Here is a 20,006-nt window from a genome sequence, read left to right as displayed (position 1 = left end):
CCAGCCCTGCCCAGCAAGGCATCTGACGGCTGGATCACCCTACCCGCCCCACAAGCACCATCGATCAACAGGCATAGTAGGGGGCCGGTCCGGCAAGCCGGGCCCGGGGGACTGTGCTCACCACAAGGCCCCCGCGGGGAGACAGTGCCTTCTTTATCAATGGGGACTCATGGCATCACGGCGGGATGAGCTCAACGCGTACACCTTTGCGAAGAAGCGCACGGTGGCGGCATTCCTCCAACCCTCCGCGACAGGTACGGAGGAGGGGGCGCCGCGCCCGATGCGCGCCGTGATCCCCAGCCTGATCGTCGGCGCGCTGATCGCGGCGGGCTTCGGTGCTTTCGGCATGTTCAAGCCCAAGGCGCCCAAGGACTGGGACAAGCCCTTCGCCAACGTGATCGTCGGCAAGAGCTCCACCACACGCTACGTGGTCCTGACGACCGGTAAGGGCAAGAACAAGAAGGTCCTGCTCCACCCCGTACTGAACCTCGCGTCCGCCCGACTGCTGCTCACGCCCCAGCAGTTCAAGGTGATCCAGGTCAGCGACGACATCCTGGACTCCGGCAAGCCCCCGCGCGGCCCCATTCTCGGCATTCCCTACGCACCCGACCGGCTGCCGTCCGCCTCGGACGCCGCCGAGGCCAAGCGCTGGGCCGTGTGCGAGCAGCCCGGCGCCGGCAAGGGGTCAAGTGTGCAGAAGGCGACCTTCGTCCTCGGCGACCGCGATCTGAAGCGCACCGAGGGCAAGCAGCGCCTCAGCGCCGGCCAAGTCCTGTACGTCCAGAGCGAGAAGGACAAGCAGCGCTACCTGGTGGACGCGGCCGGTACGAAGTACCTGGTGCGCGGCACGGGGACCGACGCCTCGTTCCTCACCCGCACCCTCGTCGGCAGCAAGCAGCCCCAGACCGTCACGGACGACTGGCTGGCCACCCTGCACGACGGCAGCCCGGTCGACTTCCCGGTGATTCCCGGTCAGGTCGGCTCCAAGGCCGGCGTCGGCGGCGGGCTGACGGACAAGCAGGACCAGATCGGCATGGTGCTCCAGGCCCAGACCGGCTCCGGCCCCCAGCACTACGTCGTACTGGCCGGCAAGGTGCAGCCGGTCTCCGATTTCGTCGCCTGGCTGCTCATCAACTCCCCGCAGACCGACAAGCTCAACATGGGCGGCGAGGCCACCACCGTCGACGCGCAGTCGATCGCGCCCGAGGACGACTTCCTCTTCGCCGAGAAGCACTGGCCCTCGCTCCGCTCCAAGCAGGTCAATGACGCGGGCGGCGAACGCAACACGGTCTGCAGCGTGCTGCGCGAGGTCGACGGCAAGGGCCGTACGACGCTGTCGACCTGGGCCGGATCCGCGTACCCCGCCGAGATCACTGCGGGTGGTACCAGCACCTATGTCACCCCGGGAACCGGCCTGCTGTTCACCCAGGTGCAGGGCAACCAGACCAAGCCCGACGGGTCGCTGTTCCTGGTGACCGACACCGGACTGCGGTACGCGGTCCAGGCGAACGGCGACAGTGACAAGGACCGCTCCGACATAGGCACGGGCGGTCAGGAGAAGCCGCAGGACGGCCGCCCCGAGCCCAGCCAGGCACAGATCCGGCTCGGCTACGAGAAGGTCACCCCGACGCTCGTCCCGATCACCTGGTCGGAGTTCCTGTCCAAGGGGCCGCGCCTCGACACCAACAGCGCGCGCCAGCCGCAGGGTTCGTAGGGGGTGCGACCGATGCCGTATCTGCGCAGGAAGACCGTCCTGCTGACCGTCGCGGCGGCGCTGACGGGCCTGGCGGCCACGCCTCCCGCCCACGCTGACGATGTCCCCCACGAGTTGGGCATCGACGGCAGTGGCGAGTGCACATTCCCGATGAAGCAGCAGATCGAGGGGATTCCCTGGCCGCTCCAGCGGGTCCTGCTCGACGAACTCTGGCAGGACACCAAGGGCAAGGGCATACGCGTCGCCGTCATCGACACCGGCGTGGACAACGACAACGTCCAGCTCAAGTCGGCCGTCGATGCCTCCGCGGGCAGGGATCTGCTCAAGCCCGACAAGAACAACCAGGACGAGAAACGCGGCAAGACCGACGGCACGGTCGACCTGGTCGGCCATGGCACCAAGGTCGCGGGCATCATCGCCGCGCGTCCTCGCAAGGGCACCGGTTTCGTCGGCCTGGCGCCCGAGGCCACGATCATCCCGATCCGCCAGAACGACGAGAACAACAGCGGCAACGACAGGACGATGGCCACGGCGATCGACCATGCCGTCGCCAAGGGCGCCGACGTCATCAATATCTCGCAGGACACGGTCAAGCCGCTGGCGCTCGACTCGGAGCTGGGCAAGGCCGTGCAGCGGGCCATCAGGGCGAAGGCCGTCGTCGTCGCGTCCGCCGGCAACGACGGCATGGACGGCAAGCTGAGGAACACCTATCCCGCGGCGTTCCCGGGCGTCCTCGCCGTCGCCTCGTCGGACCGTAACAACGAACGGGCGGCCTTCTCCCAGGCGGGCGAGTTCGTCGGGATCGCGGCTCCCGGCGTCGACGTCGTCTCCACCGTCCCCGGCAACGGCCAGTGCGTCGACAACGGCACCAGCTTCTCGGCGCCGTACATCGCGGGAGTCGCGGCGCTGCTGAAGGCCAAGTACCCCGACTGGACCGTGGCGCAGATCATCGCCCAGATCGAGCAGACCGCCGAGCGCAGCATCAATGGCCGTGACAACTTCGTCGGTTGGGGCGTGGTCGACCCGGTGCGCGCCCTCAGCGGCGAGGGCAAGCCGATCAGCGCCCCGAGCGCGGACCCCGGGCCGCCGAAGCCGCCTGCTCCGGAAGCCGCGCATCTGGCGATGACGGAGACCGTCCAAGAACGCAACGAGCGTTACGCAACCTATGCGCTGGGCATCGGCGTCGTACTGGTGGCGGTGGTCGGCGGTTCGGCAACGGTCATCCGGGACACCCGGCGCAAACGGTCCCAGTGAGCCAAGTCCCATACAGCCCTTTGCAGTTGGAACTGTCATATCAAGTGGCTAGAGTGGCGGTAGGACCCGGTGAGGACCGGTCCGCACGGGGGCGGCATCCACATGGCTTCCGTCTACGTCACCGTCGAAGGAAGAAGGGGCACGATGTCGGGTAGCGGCAAAGACCTGAATGTAACCAGTGGCGAAATCACCGGTCTGTCCAAGCAGATCGACAAGTTCCAGGGCGAGCTGAACAGCCGGATCGGGTCGCTCAACAGCGTCGTCGACCAGATCCAGGCCGGCTGGAAGGGCGCGGCGGCCCAGGAGTACGACCGGGTTCAGAAGGACCTGAACCTGCGTCTGCGCAATGTGCAGCGCGACCTGGAGAACCTCCAGAACCTCGTGAAGATGAGCGCCGACGGCTTCGATGCGCAGGAGACCGAGCGCATTCAGACCTTCCGCAAGGCTGAGTCCTCGCAGGGCAGCAGCGCCATCCTCAGCATCTGAGCCGTCCGGACCTCGCCGAATTACCAGGAGTAAAGCATGACGACTGCTGTCAATTACGACACAGTGACCACCGCCGCCAGTGACGTCCGTGGCACCTCGAAGTACCTGAACGAGCAGCTCCGTGACCTGCTGTCGCACGTCAAGACCGTCGCCGGCAACTGGGACGGTGAAGCCAAGACGGCCTACATCGAGATCCAGAGCAACCTCGCCACGGACATGGACGGCCTGAACGCCGACCTGGCCCACATCGCGCGCCTGCTCGACGAATCGGTCATCGGCTACCAGGACACGGACAAGGGCAACGCTGCCCGTTTCCGCATGATGCACTGACGGGCATCGGCCGAACGCACAAGGGGGGTTGCCCGCCACTGGCGGGCAACCCCCCTTGTCGTACGTCCACTTACCTCAGATCGAACTCGCCGTCGCGCGCGCCGAGGACGAAGGCACGCCATTCGGCCTCCGTGTACCGCAGCACCGTCTCCGGGTCCAGCGACGAGCGCATCGCGACCGCCCCACCCGGCAGATGGGCGATCTCGACGCGCTCCTCGTCCTTGCTGGTGCCGGGTGCGCTCAGCCACTCCACACCGGAGATGTCGAGGGCGTACAGCTCTTCCTTCTGGCGTTCCTTCTCGCTTGCGTCAGCCATCGGCGCGGTCCCTCCCAGACGTGTCGAACGAGGTGCGCGAACCACCCTACTGGTGGTCCGGCAGCCATCCGACCTGGATCAGCGGCGCGCCCCGCTTGCGCGAGACGAAGGTGCCACGCCCCGGAGGCATCGGCCGCGCCCGGACATTGCCGAGGATGTCGCCCTCGCCGGGGTCGCCCGACAGGATGACGCCCTGCGCGCCCAGTTCCTTGATGCGCTGCATGAAGGACTCGTACATGGCGCGGGAAGCTCCGGCCTGGCTGCGCGCGATGATGAAACGGATGCCGACATCGCGTGCGAAGGGCAGATTCTCCACCAGCACCGAGAGCGGGTTGCCGGAGTTGGTGGCAACCAGTTCGTAGTCGTCGATGAACACGAACAGCTGCGGTCCCGTCCACCAACTGCGGTCGCGCAGCTGCTGCGGAGTGATGTCCGGCTTCGGCGCGCGCTTGCCCATGACCGTGTTGATCGCGTCCATGTGCATTTCCATCGCGGACGTCATCGGCGCGTACTCGAGCAGATGCGAGGACGGTACGGCCTCCAGCATCGTGCGCCGGTAGTCGCCGACCACGATCCGTGCCTGCTCCGGGGTGTAGCGCTCGGTGATCTGCTTGGCGATCAGCCGCAGCAGCGCCGTCTTCCCGGACTCGCTCTCACCGAAGATCAGCAGGAACGGATCGGTCTCGAAGTCGATGAACACCGGCTCCAGGTTTGTCTCGTCGATGCCGATCGCGATGCCGTGCTGCGGATACTCGAAGCCCTTCGGCAGCTGCTCCGCCGGCAGCCGGCGCGGCAGCAGCCGCACGGCCGGAGCCGGGGAGCCCGCCCAGTTCGACTTGACGGCCTGGACGAAGGCGGCGGTGCCCTCCGCCAGATCGCCGGAGCCACTGATCGAGTCGATACGCGGCAGAGCCGTCATGAAGTGCAGCTTCTCCGGCACCTGGCCACGGCCCGGCACACCGGGCGGGACGTTCGCCGCGACCTTGCGGTCGAACTCGGAGTCCATGACGTCACCGAGCCGCAGCTCGAGACGCCCCAGCATCTGGTCCTTGAGCGCCGCGCGCACCTCCATGTAGCGGGCGGCGGTGATGACGACATGGATGCCGTAGCCCAGACCGCGGGCCGCGAGGTCCGCGACGACCGGCTCCAGCATCTCGTAGTCGTTCTTGAAACCGCCCCAGCCGTCGATGACCAGGAAGACGTCTCCCCAGGCCTCGCCCGGCAGTTCACCCGCGGCCCGCTTGCGCCGGTAGGTGGCGATGGAGTCGATGCCGTTGGCGCGGAAGAACTCCTCGCGCCGGTTCAGTACGCCCATCACCTCGGCGACGGCACGGCGCACCCGCTCCGGGTCCAGGCGCGAGGCGATTCCGCCCACATGCGGCAGGTCGGACAGCGAGGCCAGACCGCCACCGCCGAAGTCCAGTGCGTAGAACTGCACTTCGCTCGGCGTGTGCGTCAGCGCGAACGACGAGATCAGCGTCCGCAGCAGTGTCGACTTTCCGGACTGCGGACCGCCGACGACCATCATGTGGCCCGCCGCTCCGGAGAAGTCCCGGTACAGCACCTCGCGGCGCTGCTCGAAGGGCTTGTCGATCAGACCCAGCGGAACGGTGAGACCGCCGGGGCGCGTGTACTCCGTCGCGGTGAGACCCCGCTCGGCGGTCGGCGCGAGACCCGGCAGCAACTGATCGAGCGTGGGCGCCTCGTCCAGCGGCGGCAGCCACACCTGGTGTGCGGGCACACCCTGTCCCTCCAGACGGCGCACGATCACATCGAGCACCGTGTCGGCCAGCGCCTCGTCGTCGGCGGCGGCCGCGGCCGTGGCGGCCGGGTCGGGAGCCGCGTACACCACCGGCACCGGAGCCGCGGTGAAGACAGCGGGCCGCCGCTCGATGGGCAGTTGGCCCACCGACAGGTCCGGGCCTCCGGTGCGGTACGTGCCCGAGACATACGCCGCCTTGAAACGGGTCATCTCCTCGGTGCCGAACTTCAGATAGCCGGAGCCGGGCACCGACGGCAGGTGGTACGCGTCGGGCACACCGATCGCGGTGCGCGACTCGGCCGCCGAGAAGGTCCGCAGACCGATCCGGTACGAGAGATACGTGTCCAGGCCGCGCAGCTTGCCTTCTTCCAGGCGCTGCGAGGCGAGCAGCAGATGCACACCGAGGGAACGGCCGATCCGGCCGATCTGGATGAACATATCGATGAAGTCGGGCTTGGCGGTGAGGAGTTCGGAGAACTCGTCGAGGACGAGAACCAGCGAGGCGAGCGGCTCCAGAGGAGCGCCGGCGGCACGTGCCTTCTCGTAGTCGTGGATGTTCGCGTAGTTGCCGGACTTGTGCAGCAGCTCCTGCCGTCGCTGAAGTTCACCGCGGATCGCGTCACCCATGCGGTCGACCAGCGTGAGGTCGTCCGAGAGGTTGGTGATCACGGCCGCGACGTGCGGCATCTGCGACATTCCCGCGAAGGTCGCACCACCCTTGAAGTCCGCGAGAACGAAGTTGAGGGTCTCCGACGAGTGCGTGACCGCAAGGCCCAGCACCAGCGTGCGAAGCAGCTCGGACTTTCCGGAACCGGTCGCGCCGACGCACAGACCGTGCGGGCCCATGCCCTCCTGCGCGGCCTCCTTGAGGTCGAGCATGACCGGCTGGCCGTCCTCGCCGACTCCGATCGGCACCCGAAGACGCTCGGCCACCGAACGCGGGCGCCAGGTGCGCGCCACATCGACCCCGGCCGCGTCACCCAGGTTCAGCAGATCCGTGAAGTCCAGGTTGGCGAGCAGCGGTTCGTCGTCGTCGCCCCCGCCGATGCGCAGCGGCGCCAGCTGACGCGCGAGCGCCTCGGCTGCCGGCAGCGAAATCCCGTCCGGGAACCCCTCGTACGCCACCCGGGCACCGGACTCCAGTCGCAGCCGCCCGGGACGCACGACCACCGAGAGACCGCCGCGCGGCTCGTCCAGATCGCCGGAAACGACCTCGACTATGGTGACGCCCTGCAGCCCCTCGGCCGCCGCGAACAGCGAGTCCGGCGGCACCATCCCGCCGTCCAGTACGACGACGACGTGCGGCTGATCCATGACCGGCTGGTTCTCCCGGCTGAACCGCGGACGGCCGTCCAGGCGGCTGTGCAGCAGCTGCTCCAGCTCACCGAGGTCGTCGCCGAACAGCCGCTTGGTCCCTGCGCCGTCCACCTGTCCGGGCACCTGCGTGTGCGGCAGCCACTTCGTCCAGTCCCAGCGCTCGACGGCGCCCGGCGCCGTCACGACAGCCAGCATCAGGTCGTCGGGGGAGTGCAGTGTCACCAGTTGGGACACAAGCGCCCGCGCGGCTGACTGCGCGGACTCCGGCTCGCCGGAGACCGTCACGTGGTAGAAGGCACGCATCGAGACCGCCATCGGCAGCCCGTCCAACGAGCCGTGCACCGCGAGGAACTGCTGCATGGCACCGGCCGACAGCGGCTCCAGTTCGTCCACCGGCGCGGTGTCGGGAGCGACGAGCGGCGTGGCCAGCTGCTGCGCGCCGAGGCCGACGCGCACCTGCCCGAAGTCCCCGTCGCCCACACGTCGTTCCCAGACCCGGGAGCCCTCGGCCACCAGCGACCACAGCTGTTCGGGGGCCGGGTGCAGGTACAACTGCGCGTCGCGCTGCTTGCGCGCGGTCTTGCGCACCGTACGCCGCGTCTGGGCAAGGTATTTGAGGTAGTCGCGGCGGACATCCGCCATTTGCCCCTGCGTACCCTTGCGGAACCTGACGATCTGGGCAACGACCATTCCGACCGTCGAAACCAGCATCATCACGCCCATGATGCGCATGAACGGAGGCGCCTGCGGCGAGAAGAAGAAGACCACCGAGGAACCCATGCCCAGGACGGGCAGGATCTGCATCAGCATGCCTTCCTGCTGACCCCGCGGCAGTTCCGGAGGAGCCTCCAGAGTCAGTTCCTCCGTGGGCACTTCAGGTGGCAGCGACCTCGGCGGGCGTTTCACGACGATCTGGCTCACCGGAGCATCAATCCCTCGATACGGACGGAAGACGGACGGGCGAATTCCGCGCCGGCGCCCCCGTGACTGCCTTTGCTGCGGACTTCCCTCCGCGCGACGGTGATCCTACTTGCAGACCCATCGGGTGTGTCCCGGTAGGGTGGCGCGCGCACCGTGCGCAACCGCGAATCAGGGGGTCCAGACACGTGAGTACGACCGCAGCGACCGGCTTCTGCCGCGTCACAGTCGTGGCGCCGGACAGCCGTATCGATGTCGCTCTTCCCGAGGACATCGCCGTCGCCGACGTCTACCCGGAGATTCTGCGCCTCACCGGCCAGACCCAGGCTCCGGGAACTCCGACCGGTTACCACCTGGTTCGCCGCGACGGCAACGTACTTGACGGCGCCCGCTCGCTCGCCGCCCAGCAGGTGCTCGACGGCGAAGTACTGAGCCTGCGCCCCTTCGCGGAGTCGCTGCCGCCCGCCGTCTTCGACGACGTCTCCGACGCCGTCGCCTCCGCCGTCACCCGCGACCGGCACCTGTGGAGCGACGAACTCCTGCGCGGCGCCGGGCTGGTGGGCGGCGTCCTGCTGCTGGTCCTGATGGGCTTCGTGCTCTGGTTCGCCGACCCGGTCCGCCACGACATGCACAGCCTGCCCGGCATCATCGCGGGCGCGGCCGGACTTCTGCTCACCTCATTCGCGGGAGTACGCGCCCGGGTCTACTCCGACCGGGCCACCGCCGTCGCGCTGGGCCTCGGCGCCCTGCCGCTGCTGCTGATCGCGGGCTCCGGCATCGTCGGCCCGGACGCCGGTCACGGTCCCGGAAAGCTGCAGTTCCTGCTCGGCTGCGTGACCGTCCTGGTTGCCTCGGTCGCCCTCGTCGCGCTCACCCCGAGCGGTGACGCCCCCTTCGTCGCCACCACCTTCCTGAGCGCCACCGGCACCATCGCCACCTTCGTCGCGATCATCACCGAGGCCTCCGCCACCGAGACCGCCTCCGTCGTCGCCCCCGTCGCGATAGGCCTGGTCGCATTCCTGCCCGGCCTCTCGGCCCGCTTCGCCCGGCTGCCGATCGGCTACGCCTCGCCGCGCAGCGCCGCCGAGGACGATTTCGAGGCCGACCCCACCGAGACGCCCGACGCCCAGCCCGTCGACGGCGAGCGGATCGCCGCCCAGGCCCGCCGCGGCCACGAAATGCTGCTCGGCCTGGTCGGCGGCTGCGCCGCGGTCGTCGTCGCCTGCGCAGCCGTGCTCGGATTCTCGAACAGCGTCTGGGGCCAGTTCCTCGCCCTGGCCGCCGGTCTCGCGATGCTGCTGCGGGCCCGCCTCTTCCGCTACACCTCACAGGTCGCCTGCACGCTCGTGGCCGGCATCGCCGCCATCGCGCTCCTGGTCCTCGGTCTCTCCCTGAACCCGCCCGTCGACCTGGTCAAGGATCTGCTGATGTACGGGGACCGCGGCAGCCTGGACATCCGTACGATCTGGCTCACCGCGGCCGTCGCCGCCGGCGCCGCCCTGATCACCGCGATCGGCCTGATCATCCCGCGGAAGGGCCTCTCGCCCTTCTGGGGCCGACTGCTCGACCTCGCCGAGGGCGCGGTGCTGCTTTCGCTGGTCCCGCTCTGCCTGGCCGTACTGGACGTCTTCAACATGGCCCGCTCCATGACCAGCTAGAGGGGCTGTCCAGAGCCCGTCCCGGGGCTGGTACTGTGGGTGACGGCCGTTTGTGTACGCGCTCCCGGAGCATCTGGGTGCAGCGCTCATCGGACCTTCGCCTCCGAGTCACGGAAGCTCCCCTGAGATCAAGACCAGGGGCACTCGTGGGCGCATCGAACATCAAAGAGGAGTACCGAGTGTCTCTCGACGCCGCTACGAAGAAGCAGATCATGGCCGAGTTCGGCACCAAGGAGGGCGACACCGGCTCCCCCGAGGTCCAGGTCGCGATGCTCTCCCGCCGGATCTCGGACCTGACCGAGCACCTCAAGACGCACAAGCACGACCACCACTCCCGCCGTGGTCTGCTGATCCTGGTGGGCCAGCGACGCCGTCTGCTGCAGTACCTGGCCAAGAAGGACATCCAGCGCTTCCGTGCCCTGGTCGACCGCCTGGGCATCCGCCGCGGTGCGGCCGGCGGTGCCAAGTAAGACGCCGTGAAGGGAGCGGTTCCCACTCTTAGGGGGCCGCTCCCTTTGCTGTACGTGCGCGACCTGCCGGACGGCATTTAGTCTGGTCGCACAAGGCAGTACCGAACGACAACGCAATACCGAACGAACGAACGAACGAACGAGAAGCCGCCTCACCGCCGCCGGTCCTCGGTAGTGGCCCCCGGAGAACCAAGCCCCGGGTGCTTCGATCGAAGACCGGCCCGCAGAACGAGCGCTTCTCGGCCACCGTCCCCCGCCACACGGGCGAGGGGACGAAGACGAGGAGAAAACGCTAGTGGAGAACGAGACCCACTACGCCGAGGCCGTCATTGACAACGGTTCCTTCGGCACCCGCACCATCCGCTTCGAGACGGGCCGCCTGGCCAAGCAGGCCGCCGGTTCCGCCGTGGCGTACCTGGACGACGACACCATGGTGCTGTCGGCCACCACCGCTTCCAAGAAGCCCAAGGACCAGCTCGACTTCTTCCCCCTGACGGTGGACGTCGAGGAGCGGATGTACGCAGCCGGCAAGATCCCCGGCTCCTTCTTCCGTCGTGAGGGCCGGCCCTCCGAGGACGCGATCCTCACCTGCCGCCTGATCGACCGCCCGCTGCGCCCCTCCTTCAAGAAGGGCCTGCGCAACGAGATCCAGATCGTCGAGACGATCATGGCGCTCAACCCCGACCACCTGTACGACGTGGTCGCGATCAACGCCGCCTCCTGCTCCACGCAGCTGGCCGGCCTGCCCTTCTCCGGCCCGATCGGCGGCACCCGTGTCGCCCTGATCAAGGGCCAGTGGGTCGCCTTCCCGACGCACACCGAGCTCGAGGACGCCGTCTTCGACATGGTGGTCGCCGGTCGCGTCCTGGAGGACGGCGACGTCGCGATCATGATGGTCGAGGCCGAGGCCACCGAGAAGACCATCGAGCTCGTCAAGGGCGGCGCCGAGGCGCCGACCGAGGAGCTTGTCGCTGCCGGTCTCGAGGCCGCGAAGCCCTTCATCAAGGCGCTGTGCAAGGCCCAGTCGGACCTCGCCGCCAAGGCCGCCAAGCCCACCGGCGAGTTCCCGGTCTTCCTCGACTACCAGGACGACGTCCTGGAGGCGCTGACCGCCGCGGTCAAGGGCGAGCTCGCGCAGGCGCTCACCATCGCCGGCAAGCAGGAGCGCGAGACCGAGCTCGACCGCATCAAGGAGGTCGCCGCCGAGAAGCTGCTCCCGCAGTTCGAGGGCCGCGAGAAGGAGATCTCCGGTGCCTACCGCGCGCTGACCAAGAAGCTGGTCCGCGAGCGCGTCATCAAGGACAAGGTCCGCATCGACGGCCGCGGCGTCACGGACATCCGTACGCTCGCCGCCGAGGTCGAGGCCATCCCGCGTGTGCACGGCTCGGCGCTGTTCGAGCGTGGCGAGACCCAGATCCTGGGCGTCACCACCCTCAACATGCTCCGTATGGAGCAGCAGCTGGACACCCTTTCCCCGGTGACCCGCAAGCGCTACATGCACAACTACAACTTCCCGCCGTACTCCGTCGGTGAGACCGGCCGCGTCGGTTCGCCGAAGCGCCGCGAGATCGGCCACGGCGCGCTCGCCGAGCGCGCCATCGTGCCGGTGCTGCCGACGCGCGAGGAGTTCCCGTACGCCATCCGCCAGGTCTCCGAGGCGCTGGGCTCCAACGGCTCCACGTCGATGGGCTCGGTCTGCGCCTCGACCATGTCGCTGCTGAACGCCGGTGTGCCGCTCAAGGCCCCCGTCGCCGGTATCGCCATGGGTCTGATCTCCGAGGAGATTGACGGCCAGACGCACTACGTCGCCCTCACCGACATCCTCGGTGCGGAAGACGCCTTCGGTGACATGGACTTCAAGGTCGCCGGTACGAAGACCTTCGTCACCGCGCTCCAGCTCGACACCAAGCTCGACGGCATCCCCGCCTCGGTCCTGGCCGCCGCGCTGAAGCAGGCCCGCGACGCCCGCCTCCACATCCTCGATGTGATGAACGAGGCCATCGACGTCCCGGACGAGATGTCCCCGAACGCCCCGCGGATCATCACCGTCAAGATCCCGGTGGACAAGATCGGTGAGGTCATCGGCCCCAAGGGCAAGATGATCAACCAGATCCAGGAGGACACCGGCGCCGACATCACGATCGAGGACGACGGCACCATCTACATCGGTGCCGCCGACGGACCGGCCGCCGAGGCCGCCCGCGCCACGATCAACGGCATCGCCAACCCGACCATGCCGGAGGTCGGCGAGCGCTACCTGGGCACGGTCGTCAAGACGACCACCTTCGGTGCGTTCGTGTCCCTGCTCCCGGGCAAGGACGGCCTGCTGCACATCTCGCAGATCCGCAAGCTCGCCGGTGGCAAGCGTGTGGAGAACGTCGAGGACGTGCTCGCGGTCGGCTCCAAGGTGCAGGTCGAGATCGCCGAGATCGACTCCCGCGGCAAGCTCTCCCTGATCCCCGTGATCGAGGGCGAAGAGTCCGCCGACGAGAACAAGGACGACGCTGCCAAGTGACGTCCCGTAGTTCCAGGACGACGGCCCGCACCTCTTCGGAGGCGCGGGCCGTCGCCCGTACCCAAACGCTTCTCAAGGGCGAGCACGGCATCGGCACCGTCCGCCGCACCGTCCTGCCCGGCGGCCTGCGCGTCGTCACCGAGACCCTGCCCTCCGTACGCTCCGCCACCTTCGGTATCTGGGCGAACGTCGGCTCCCGCGACGAGACGCCCTCGCTCGGCGGCGCCACGCACTACCTGGAGCACCTCCTCTTCAAGGGCACGCGACGGCGCTCCGCCCTCGACATCTCATCGGCGATCGACGCGGTCGGCGGCGAGATGAACGCCTTCACGGCGAAGGAGTACACCTGCTACTACGCGCGTGTGCTCGACACCGACCTGCCGCTCGCCATCGACGTCGTCTGCGACATGCTCACCGGATCGCTGATCCTCCAGGACGACGTCGACGCCGAGCGCGGCGTCATCCTCGAAGAGATCGCGATGACGGAGGACGACCCGGGCGACTGTGTGCACGATCTGTTCGCGCACACGATGTTCGGCGACAGCCCCCTCGGCCGTCCCGTTCTCGGCACGGTCGACACGGTCAACGCGCTGAGCGCCGACCGCATCCGCCGCTTCCACAAGAAGCACTACGACCCGACCCATCTGGTCGTCGCGGCCGCGGGCAATATCGACCACGCCACCGTCGTACGCCAGGTCCGCAGGGCTTTCGAGAAAGCCGGCGCTCTGTCCCGTACGGACGCGGCCCCCACCCCGCCCCGCGACGGGAACCGGACCCTGCGCACCGCCGGCCGCGTCGAGCTGCTGGAGCGCAAGACCGAGCAGGCCCATGTCGTCCTCGGCATGCCCGGCCTCGCCCGCACCGACGAGCGCCGCTGGGCGCTCGGGGTACTGAACACCGCCCTCGGCGGCGGTATGTCATCCCGCCTGTTCCAGGAGGTCCGCGAGAAGCGCGGCCTGGCCTACAGCGTGTACTCGTACACCTCCGGCTTCGCCGACACCGGTCTCTTCGGCGTCTACGCGGGCTGCCGCCCCAGCCAGGTCCACGACGTGCTGAAGATCTGCCGTGACGAGCTCGACCGGGTCGCGTCCGAGGGGCTCTCGGACGAGGAGATCGGCCGCGCCGTGGGCCAGCTCTCCGGATCCACCGTGCTGGGCCTCGAGGACACGGGCGCGCTGATGAACCGCATCGGCAAGAGCGAACTGTGCTGGGGCTCGCAGATGTCCGTCGACGACATGCTGCGGCAGATAGCCTCCGTCACGCCCGACGAGGTACGCGCGGTAGCAGGCGAGGTGCTGGGACACCGTCCCTCCCTGTCGGTGATCGGCCCGCTCAAGGACAAGCAGGCGGACCGCCTCCACGAAGCGGTCTCCTAACGTTAAGGAAGAGAGCAATGAGCAAGCTGCGCGTGGCCGTTCTCGGTGCCAAGGGCCGTATCGGCTCGGAAGCGGTACGAGCCGTCGAGGCCGCGGAAGACATGGACCTGGTCGCGGCTCTCGGCCGGGGCGACAAGCTGGAGGCCCTGGTCGATTCCGGCACCCAGGTCGTGGTCGAACTGACCACGCCGGCCTCGGTGATGGGCAATCTCGACTTCTGCGTACGCCACGGCATTCACGCGGTCGTCGGCACCACCGGCTGGACCGACGAGCGCCTCGCGCAGCTGGGCACCTCGCTCGCCGCATCGCCCGGGACCGGTGTCCTCATCGCTCCGAACTTCTCCATCGGCGCGGTCCTGACCATGAAGTTCGCACAGCAGGCCGCGCCGTACTTCGAGTCCGTCGAGGTCGTGGAACTGCACCACCCGAACAAGGCCGACGCCCCGAGCGGCACCGCCACCCGCACCGCACAGCTCATCGCGGCGGCGCGCGCGGAGGCGGGCTGCGCCCCGCAGCCGGACGCGACCGTCACCGGGCTGGACGGCGCCCGCGGCGCGGACGTCGACGGTGTCCCCGTGCATGCCGTACGGCTGCGCGGTCTGCTCGCCCACCAGGAAGTACTGCTGGGCGGCGAGGGCGAGACCCTGACCATCCGCCACGACTCGCTGCACCACAGCAGCTTCATGCCGGGCATCCTGCTGGGCGCCCGCCGTGTCGTATCCACTCCGGGCCTCACCTTCGGCCTGGAAAACTTCCTCGACCTGGGCTGACGGCCATGGGTGGAAAGATCACGTACTTCTTCCTCGCCGCCGCGCTGGTGCTCGTCTTCGGCGTGGTGGCGCTGGAGGGCGTGCTGCTCGTCCTGACCGGCGAGCCCGCCGCCATGGGGATGGGCGCGGTGGCGTTCCTGCTGCCGGTCGTCGGCGCCTGGTTCCTCTGGCACAACACCAGCTTCGCGCGCAACGCGCATCGGCTGGCCCGGGAGTTGGAGGCCGAAGGCGGGCTGCCGGTTCAGGAGCCGGACCGCACGCCCGGCGGGCGGATCGACCGTGACGCGGCCGACGAGATCTTCGCGAAGCGGCGGGCCGAGACCGAAGAGTCGCCGGAGGACTGGCGCTGCTGGTTCCGGCTGGCCGTGGCCTACCAAGATGCCCGCGACACCCCGCGTGCCCGCAAGGCGATGCAGCGCGCGATCACGCTGCGCAGAACAAGCCCCTCCGGGGTTTGAGAAGCGGGGTCCGGCGGCGGAACTGTCGGTCAGGCCCCGCGGTACTCGGCACCCCAGGCCTCGATGGAGTCCGCCGCCCGGTCGAACGCCTCGGTGCGTGACAGGAAGTCCGCGTTGTGATCGGTCAGCAGGGGCAGCGCTTCCCCGCCCTGCGGTACGGCGACGAGCGCCTGCCCCTGTACGGTGCGCGGCAGCCCGAGCCAGCGCACGGGCTGCTGCACGGTGCGTACCGCCACGATGCGGTTCCACGGCACCGTCGCGGTCGAGAAGAAGGCCACGCGCCGAACGCCGTGCCGGCTGACCCAGACGCCCGCCCGCAGCAGCCTCAGCGAGGTGAAGATGAGCGCGAGCCCCAGGCCCAGACAGACGCCCGCACCCGGCAGCGCACCGGCGAACGCGATGATCATCGCAGCGATGAGGACGAACGAGGCGAGCAGCAGCAACAGCGCCGCGGCGCCGACCCGCCAGGGACCCGGACGGTACGGACGCCGCCAGCGGTCGTGATCGTCGAAGGGCAGCGCGACGTCGTCATCGCTCGTGCCGAACGCACGGTCGGCCGTCAGAAAAGGCAGGGGCACGACTGATCCTCACTCACCAGCACACTCGATTCGGCTGTGCCCGGTGAGGCTACCGAGGCACCTATGGCCCGACCACCCCCGGGGGGCCATGGGGGTGCCCCCACGTAGGGCATGTGGGGGGAGAGAGTCAGCGCCCGTCGGACGCCTCGGACTGCTGCGAATGCCCCGCCGCCCGGCCGGATTCCAGCGCGGGAAGCCCGAAGAGCAGGGAGGCCTCGGGCCTGGGGGCACCGCCCAGCGGTAGCTGGGGGAGGAACATCACAACACTCTCCTTGGCAACGTGTCGGTGGTCTACTGGTAGAGACGTCAAAAGCAGTCATTTGGTGCCCACATTCCCAGATTTACTCAAAGGGGCCAGAGGCACTGCCGAGGCGTTCCGTCGTTAAAGTGGGCGCCGCCTATGCGTTCAACCGGAAGGACTCCTGGTGCCCGACACCCCCGCCGAGACAGCCACGCCCAGTTTCCGCAGCGATGTCACCGTCGAGCTGGTGAAGCACACCGCCGGTGACTCCGACGTGCTGTGGGCCGCCCGCGTCTCCACGGCAGGCGAGCAGTCTCTGGAGGAGCTCCAGAAGGACCCCGAGCGCTCCACGGGACTGATCAACTACCTGATGCGGGACCGCCACGGCAGCCCCTTCGAGCACAACTCGATGACCTTCTTCATCAGCGCCCCGATCTTTGTCTTCCGCGAGTTCATGCGCCACCGTGTGGGCTGGTCCTACAACGAGGAGTCCGGGCGCTACAGGGAGCTGCAGCCGGTCTTCTACGTCCCGGGCCAGCAGCGCAAGCTCGTGCAGGAGGGCCGCCCCGGCAAGTACGTCTTCATCGACGGCAGCCCGGAGCAGCACAAGGTCGTCAGCGACGCCATGATCGACTCGTACCGCCGCTCGTACGAGACGTACAAGGAGATGCTCGACGAGGGCATCGCCCGCGAGGTCGCCCGCGCCGTCCTGCCCGTCGGCCTGTTCTCGTCCATGTACGCCACCTGCAACGCCCGCTCGCTGATGCACTTCCTCGGCCTGCGCACGCAGCACGAGCTGGCGAAGGTCCCGTCCTTCCCCCAGCGGGAGATCGAGATGGTCGGCGAGAAGATGGAGCAGCACTGGGCAAGGCTCATGCCGCTCACCTACGCGGCCTTCAATGCCAATGGGCGCATCGCCCCATAGGGCACAATCGTCCCGTTGAGCACAGATGTGCGGGTCGGCCCGGAGAAGTGTCCGCATTGCGGTGTTTCATGAAGTTCATCTAGGCTGATCAAACGGACCCGGCACTGCTTGAACCCCCGAGCAGGCAGTGCCGGGCTCCGCATGTCACGTCCTACGTCACGTCCCCCGAGGGGACACTGCGTACTGAGCAGCGAGTAGCGTGTTACCCATGGCTCCGATCTCCACTCCGCAGACCCCCTTCGGGCGGGTCCTCACCGCCATGGTCACGCCCTTCACGGCGGACGGCGCACTCGACCTCGCCGGCGCACAGCGCCTGGCGGCCCATCTGGTGGACGCAGGCAACGACGGCCTGATCATCAATGGCACCACCGGTGAGTCGCCGACCACCAGCGACGCGGAGAAAGACCAGCTCGTACGAGCCGTACTGGAAGCCGTCGGAGACCGGGCCCACATCGTCGCCGGTATCGGCACCAACGACACGCGCCACAGCATCGAGCTCGCCCGCACGGCCGAACGCTCCGGCGCGCACGGCCTGCTCGCGGTGACGCCGTACTACAACAAGCCCCCGCAGGAGGGCCTGTTCCGTCACTTCTCGGCCATCGCCGATGCGACGGAACTGCCCGTCATGCTCTACGACATCCCCGGCCGCAGCGGCGTCCCGATCGACACCGAAACTCTGGTGCGCCTCGCCGATCACCCGCGTATCGTCGCCAACAAGGACGCCAAGGGTGACCTGGGCCGCGCCAGCTGGGCCATCGCCCGCAGCGGTCTCGCCTGGTACTCCGGCGACGACATGCTGAACCTCCCGCTGCTCTCGGTCGGCGCCGTCGGCTTCGTGTCCGTCGTCGGCCATGTCGTCACCCCGGAGCTCCGCGCCCTCCTCGACGCCCACCTCACAGGTGACGTCCAGAAGGCCACCGAGATCCACCAGCAGCTGCTCCCCGTCTTCACGGGCATGTTCCGCACCCAGGGCGTCATCACCACCAAGGCCGCACTGGCCCTGCAGGGCCTCCCGGCCGGACCGCTCCGGCTTCCCCTGGTGGAGCTCTCTCCGGAGGAAACCGCGCAGCTCAAGATCGACCTCGCGGCCGGTGGGGTAGAGCTCTAAACACAGACTTCATAACTGAATACGCGAAGAAGGCCGACCGAAACCGGTCGGAACCAAGACAACAGCAAGTGCACGAATGTCATGTACGCCACGTGCCGAGCGGTACGTGGCGTGCGTGGTGAGGAGAGTCTTTTGAGTCATCCGCATCCTGAACTCGGCGCCCCGCCGAAGCTTCCCAAGGGTGGCCTGCGCGTCACCCCACTCGGCGGTCTCGGTGAGATCGGCCGGAACATGACGGTCTTCGAATACGACGGCCGACTGCTCATCGTCGACTGCGGCGTCCTCTTCCCCGAGGAGGAGCAGCCCGGAATCGACCTGATCCTGCCGGACTTCACCACCCTGCGGGACCGCCTCGACGACATCGACGGCATCGTTCTCACGCACGGCCACGAGGACCACATCGGTGGCGTCCCCTTCCTGCTCCGAATGAAGCAGGACATCCCGCTGATCGGCTCCAAGCTGACCCTCGCGCTGATCGAGGCAAAGCTCCAGGAGCACCGCATCCGCCCGTACACCCTCGAAGTCACCGAGGGCCACCGCGAGCGCATCGGCCCGTTCGACTGCGAGTTCATCGCGGTCAACCACTCCATCCCGGACGCGCTGGCCGTCGCCATCCGCACGCCCGCGGGCATGGTGGTCCACACCGGCGACTTCAAGATGGACCAGCTTCCGCTGGACGGCCGGCTCACCGACCTGCACGCGTTCGCCCGGCTGAGCGAGGAGGGCATCGACCTCCTGCTCTCGGACTCGACGAACGCGGAGGTCCCGGGCTTCGTCCCGCCCGAGCGCGACATCTCGAACGTCCTGCGTACGGTCTTCGCGAACGCCCAGAAGCGCATCATCGTGGCCAGCTTCGCCAGCCACGTCCACCGCATCCAGCAGATCCTCGACGCGGCCCACGAGTACGGCCGCCGCGTGGCCTTCGTCGGCCGCTCGATGGTCCGCAACATGGGCATCGCACGCGACCTGGGCTATCTGCGGGTCCCTGCGGGGCTGGTCGTCGACGTGAAGACGCTCGACGACCTCCCGGACCACGAAGTGGTCCTGGTCTGTACGGGCTCCCAGGGCGAACCGATGGCGGCCCTGTCCCGCATGGCCAACCGGGACCACCAGATCCGCATCGTCCAGGGCGACACCGTGATCCTGGCGTCGTCCCTGATTCCTGGCAACGAGAACGCGGTCTACCGCGTGATCAATGGGCTGACCCGCTGGGGCGCGAGCGTCGTCCACAAGGGCAACGCCAAGGTCCATGTCTCGGGCCACGCCTCGGCCGGCGAGCTCCTGTACTTCTACAACATCTGCAAGCCGAAGAACCTGATGCCGGTTCACGGCGAATGGCGCCACCTGCGCGCCAACGCCGAACTCGGGGCCCTGACAGGTGTCCCGAAGGACCACATCGTCATCGCCGAGGACGGGGTCGTCGTCGATCTCATCGACGGCAAGGCCAAGATTGTCGGCAAGGTCCAGGCGGGTTATGTGTACGTCGACGGCCTCTCGGTCGGCGATGTCACCGAGGCCTCCCTCAAGGACCGCCGGATCCTCGGCGACGAGGGCATCATCTCGGTCTTCCTCGTGGTCGACTCGAGCACCGGCAAGGTCGTCGGCGGTCCGCACATCCACGCCCGCGGCTCCGGAATCGAGGACACCGCCTTCGGCGCGGTGCTCCCGAAGATCGAGGAAGCGATCGCCAAGTCGGCTTCCGACGGCGTCGCCGAGCCGCACCAGCTGCAGCAACTCGTCCGCCGCGTGGCGGGCAAGTGGGTCTCCGACACCTACCGTCGGCGCCCGATGATCCTTCCGGTGGTCGTCG

General features: G+C 68.3%; 17 protein-coding genes (1 of these 17 only partly in view). 13 read left to right on the top strand and 4 right to left on the bottom strand.

Annotated elements, in window-relative coordinates; genetic code table 11:
* Window positions 1-169: 169 nt before the first annotated feature.
* From eccB to OHA61_RS09665, 4 genes are all read left to right on the top strand, one after another.
* Window positions 170-1,714, top strand: coding sequence for a type VII secretion protein EccB (eccB, locus tag OHA61_RS09680; protein WP_406302722.1), 1,545 nt, complete (start codon window positions 170-172; stop codon window positions 1,712-1,714).
* Window positions 1,715-1,726: 12 nt separating this feature from the next.
* Window positions 1,727-2,968: a type VII secretion-associated serine protease mycosin gene (gene mycP / locus OHA61_RS09675; RefSeq protein ID WP_406307306.1), complete on the top strand. Its 1,242-nt coding sequence runs from the start codon at window positions 1,727-1,729 to the stop codon at window positions 2,966-2,968.
* A gap of 102 nt (window positions 2,969-3,070) precedes the next feature.
* Entirely contained in the window at window positions 3,071-3,454 is a 384-nt protein-coding gene (locus tag OHA61_RS09670; RefSeq protein WP_406302721.1) for a WXG100 family type VII secretion target, read from the top strand.
* Between the two features lie 36 nt (window positions 3,455-3,490).
* Window positions 3,491-3,784 (top strand): WXG100 family type VII secretion target, encoded by a 294-nt coding sequence (locus tag OHA61_RS09665; protein ID WP_406302719.1) that lies wholly within the window; start codon window positions 3,491-3,493, stop codon window positions 3,782-3,784.
* Between the two features lie 70 nt (window positions 3,785-3,854).
* Here the strand turns inward: OHA61_RS09665 and OHA61_RS09660 are convergent, their stop codons facing one another.
* Together OHA61_RS09660 and eccCa are read right to left on the bottom strand one after the other, a co-directional pair.
* The gene (locus OHA61_RS09660; RefSeq protein ID WP_324983208.1) at window positions 3,855-4,100 is read right to left on the bottom strand and encodes a DUF397 domain-containing protein; all 246 of its coding nucleotides are present in this window, start codon (window positions 4,098-4,100) and stop codon (window positions 3,855-3,857) included.
* A 46-nt stretch (window positions 4,101-4,146) separates the two neighbouring features.
* Window positions 4,147-8,100 carry a type VII secretion protein EccCa gene (eccCa, locus tag OHA61_RS09655; protein ID WP_406302717.1) on the bottom strand — a complete coding sequence of 1,318 codons (3,954 nt, stop codon included), beginning with the start codon at window positions 8,098-8,100 and terminating at the stop codon, window positions 4,147-4,149.
* 185 nt (window positions 8,101-8,285) lie between these two features.
* On the opposite strand from eccCa, the gene eccD reads away from it, so the two are divergent.
* From eccD to OHA61_RS09625, 6 genes are all read left to right on the top strand, one after another.
* Entirely contained in the window at window positions 8,286-9,755 is a 1,470-nt protein-coding gene (eccD, locus tag OHA61_RS09650) for a type VII secretion integral membrane protein EccD (RefSeq protein ID WP_406302715.1), read from the top strand.
* Between the two features lie 179 nt (window positions 9,756-9,934).
* Complete coding sequence (rpsO, locus tag OHA61_RS09645) at window positions 9,935-10,225, top strand: 30S ribosomal protein S15 (protein WP_003958228.1); 291 nt, start codon at window positions 9,935-9,937, stop codon at window positions 10,223-10,225.
* A 295-nt stretch (window positions 10,226-10,520) separates the two neighbouring features.
* Window positions 10,521-12,740: a polyribonucleotide nucleotidyltransferase gene (locus tag OHA61_RS09640; RefSeq protein ID WP_142213339.1), complete on the top strand. Its 2,220-nt coding sequence runs from the start codon at window positions 10,521-10,523 to the stop codon at window positions 12,738-12,740.
* Entirely contained in the window at window positions 12,737-14,116 is a 1,380-nt protein-coding gene (locus tag OHA61_RS09635) for a M16 family metallopeptidase (protein ID WP_406302713.1), read from the top strand. The genes OHA61_RS09640 and OHA61_RS09635 overlap by 4 nt, the downstream gene beginning before the upstream one ends.
* A 17-nt stretch (window positions 14,117-14,133) precedes the next feature.
* Window positions 14,134-14,886, top strand: coding sequence for a 4-hydroxy-tetrahydrodipicolinate reductase (dapB, locus tag OHA61_RS09630; protein ID WP_324983190.1), 753 nt, complete (start codon window positions 14,134-14,136; stop codon window positions 14,884-14,886).
* A gap of 5 nt (window positions 14,887-14,891) precedes the next feature.
* On the top strand, window positions 14,892-15,344 hold the full coding sequence (locus OHA61_RS09625; protein ID WP_406302712.1) for a hypothetical protein: 453 nt from the start codon (window positions 14,892-14,894) through the stop codon (window positions 15,342-15,344).
* A gap of 29 nt (window positions 15,345-15,373) precedes the next feature.
* Here the strand turns inward: OHA61_RS09625 and OHA61_RS09620 are convergent, their stop codons facing one another.
* Window positions 15,374-15,922, bottom strand: a complete 549-nt coding sequence (locus tag OHA61_RS09620) for a hypothetical protein (RefSeq protein WP_406302710.1) — start codon at window positions 15,920-15,922, stop codon at window positions 15,374-15,376.
* 127 nt (window positions 15,923-16,049) lie between these two features.
* Entirely contained in the window at window positions 16,050-16,181 is a 132-nt protein-coding gene (locus tag OHA61_RS09615; RefSeq protein ID WP_406302708.1) for a hypothetical protein, read from the bottom strand.
* A 166-nt stretch (window positions 16,182-16,347) separates the two neighbouring features.
* On the opposite strand from OHA61_RS09615, the gene thyX reads away from it, so the two are divergent.
* From thyX to OHA61_RS09600, 3 genes are all read left to right on the top strand, one after another.
* Window positions 16,348-17,088, top strand: coding sequence for an FAD-dependent thymidylate synthase (gene thyX / locus OHA61_RS09610; protein ID WP_324983179.1), 741 nt, complete (start codon window positions 16,348-16,350; stop codon window positions 17,086-17,088).
* Window positions 17,089-17,296: 208 nt separating this feature from the next.
* A complete protein-coding gene (dapA, locus tag OHA61_RS09605) occupies window positions 17,297-18,196 on the top strand; it encodes a 4-hydroxy-tetrahydrodipicolinate synthase (RefSeq protein ID WP_266489047.1) in 900 nt (299 codons plus the stop codon).
* Between the two features lie 132 nt (window positions 18,197-18,328).
* Window positions 18,329-20,006: the 5' portion of a ribonuclease J gene (locus OHA61_RS09600; RefSeq protein WP_406302707.1), read on the top strand. The gene runs 8 nt beyond the window's last position; only the first 1,678 of its 1,686 coding nucleotides appear in the window; its start codon is at window positions 18,329-18,331; its stop codon lies off the right edge, out of view.

The organism is Streptomyces sp. NBC_00885, from assembly GCF_045207475.1.
Classification (GTDB): domain Bacteria; phylum Actinomycetota; class Actinomycetes; order Streptomycetales; family Streptomycetaceae; genus Streptomyces.
Note: the sequence above shows the minus strand (reverse complement) of the source record. Positions and strands in the feature narration are given on the sequence as shown.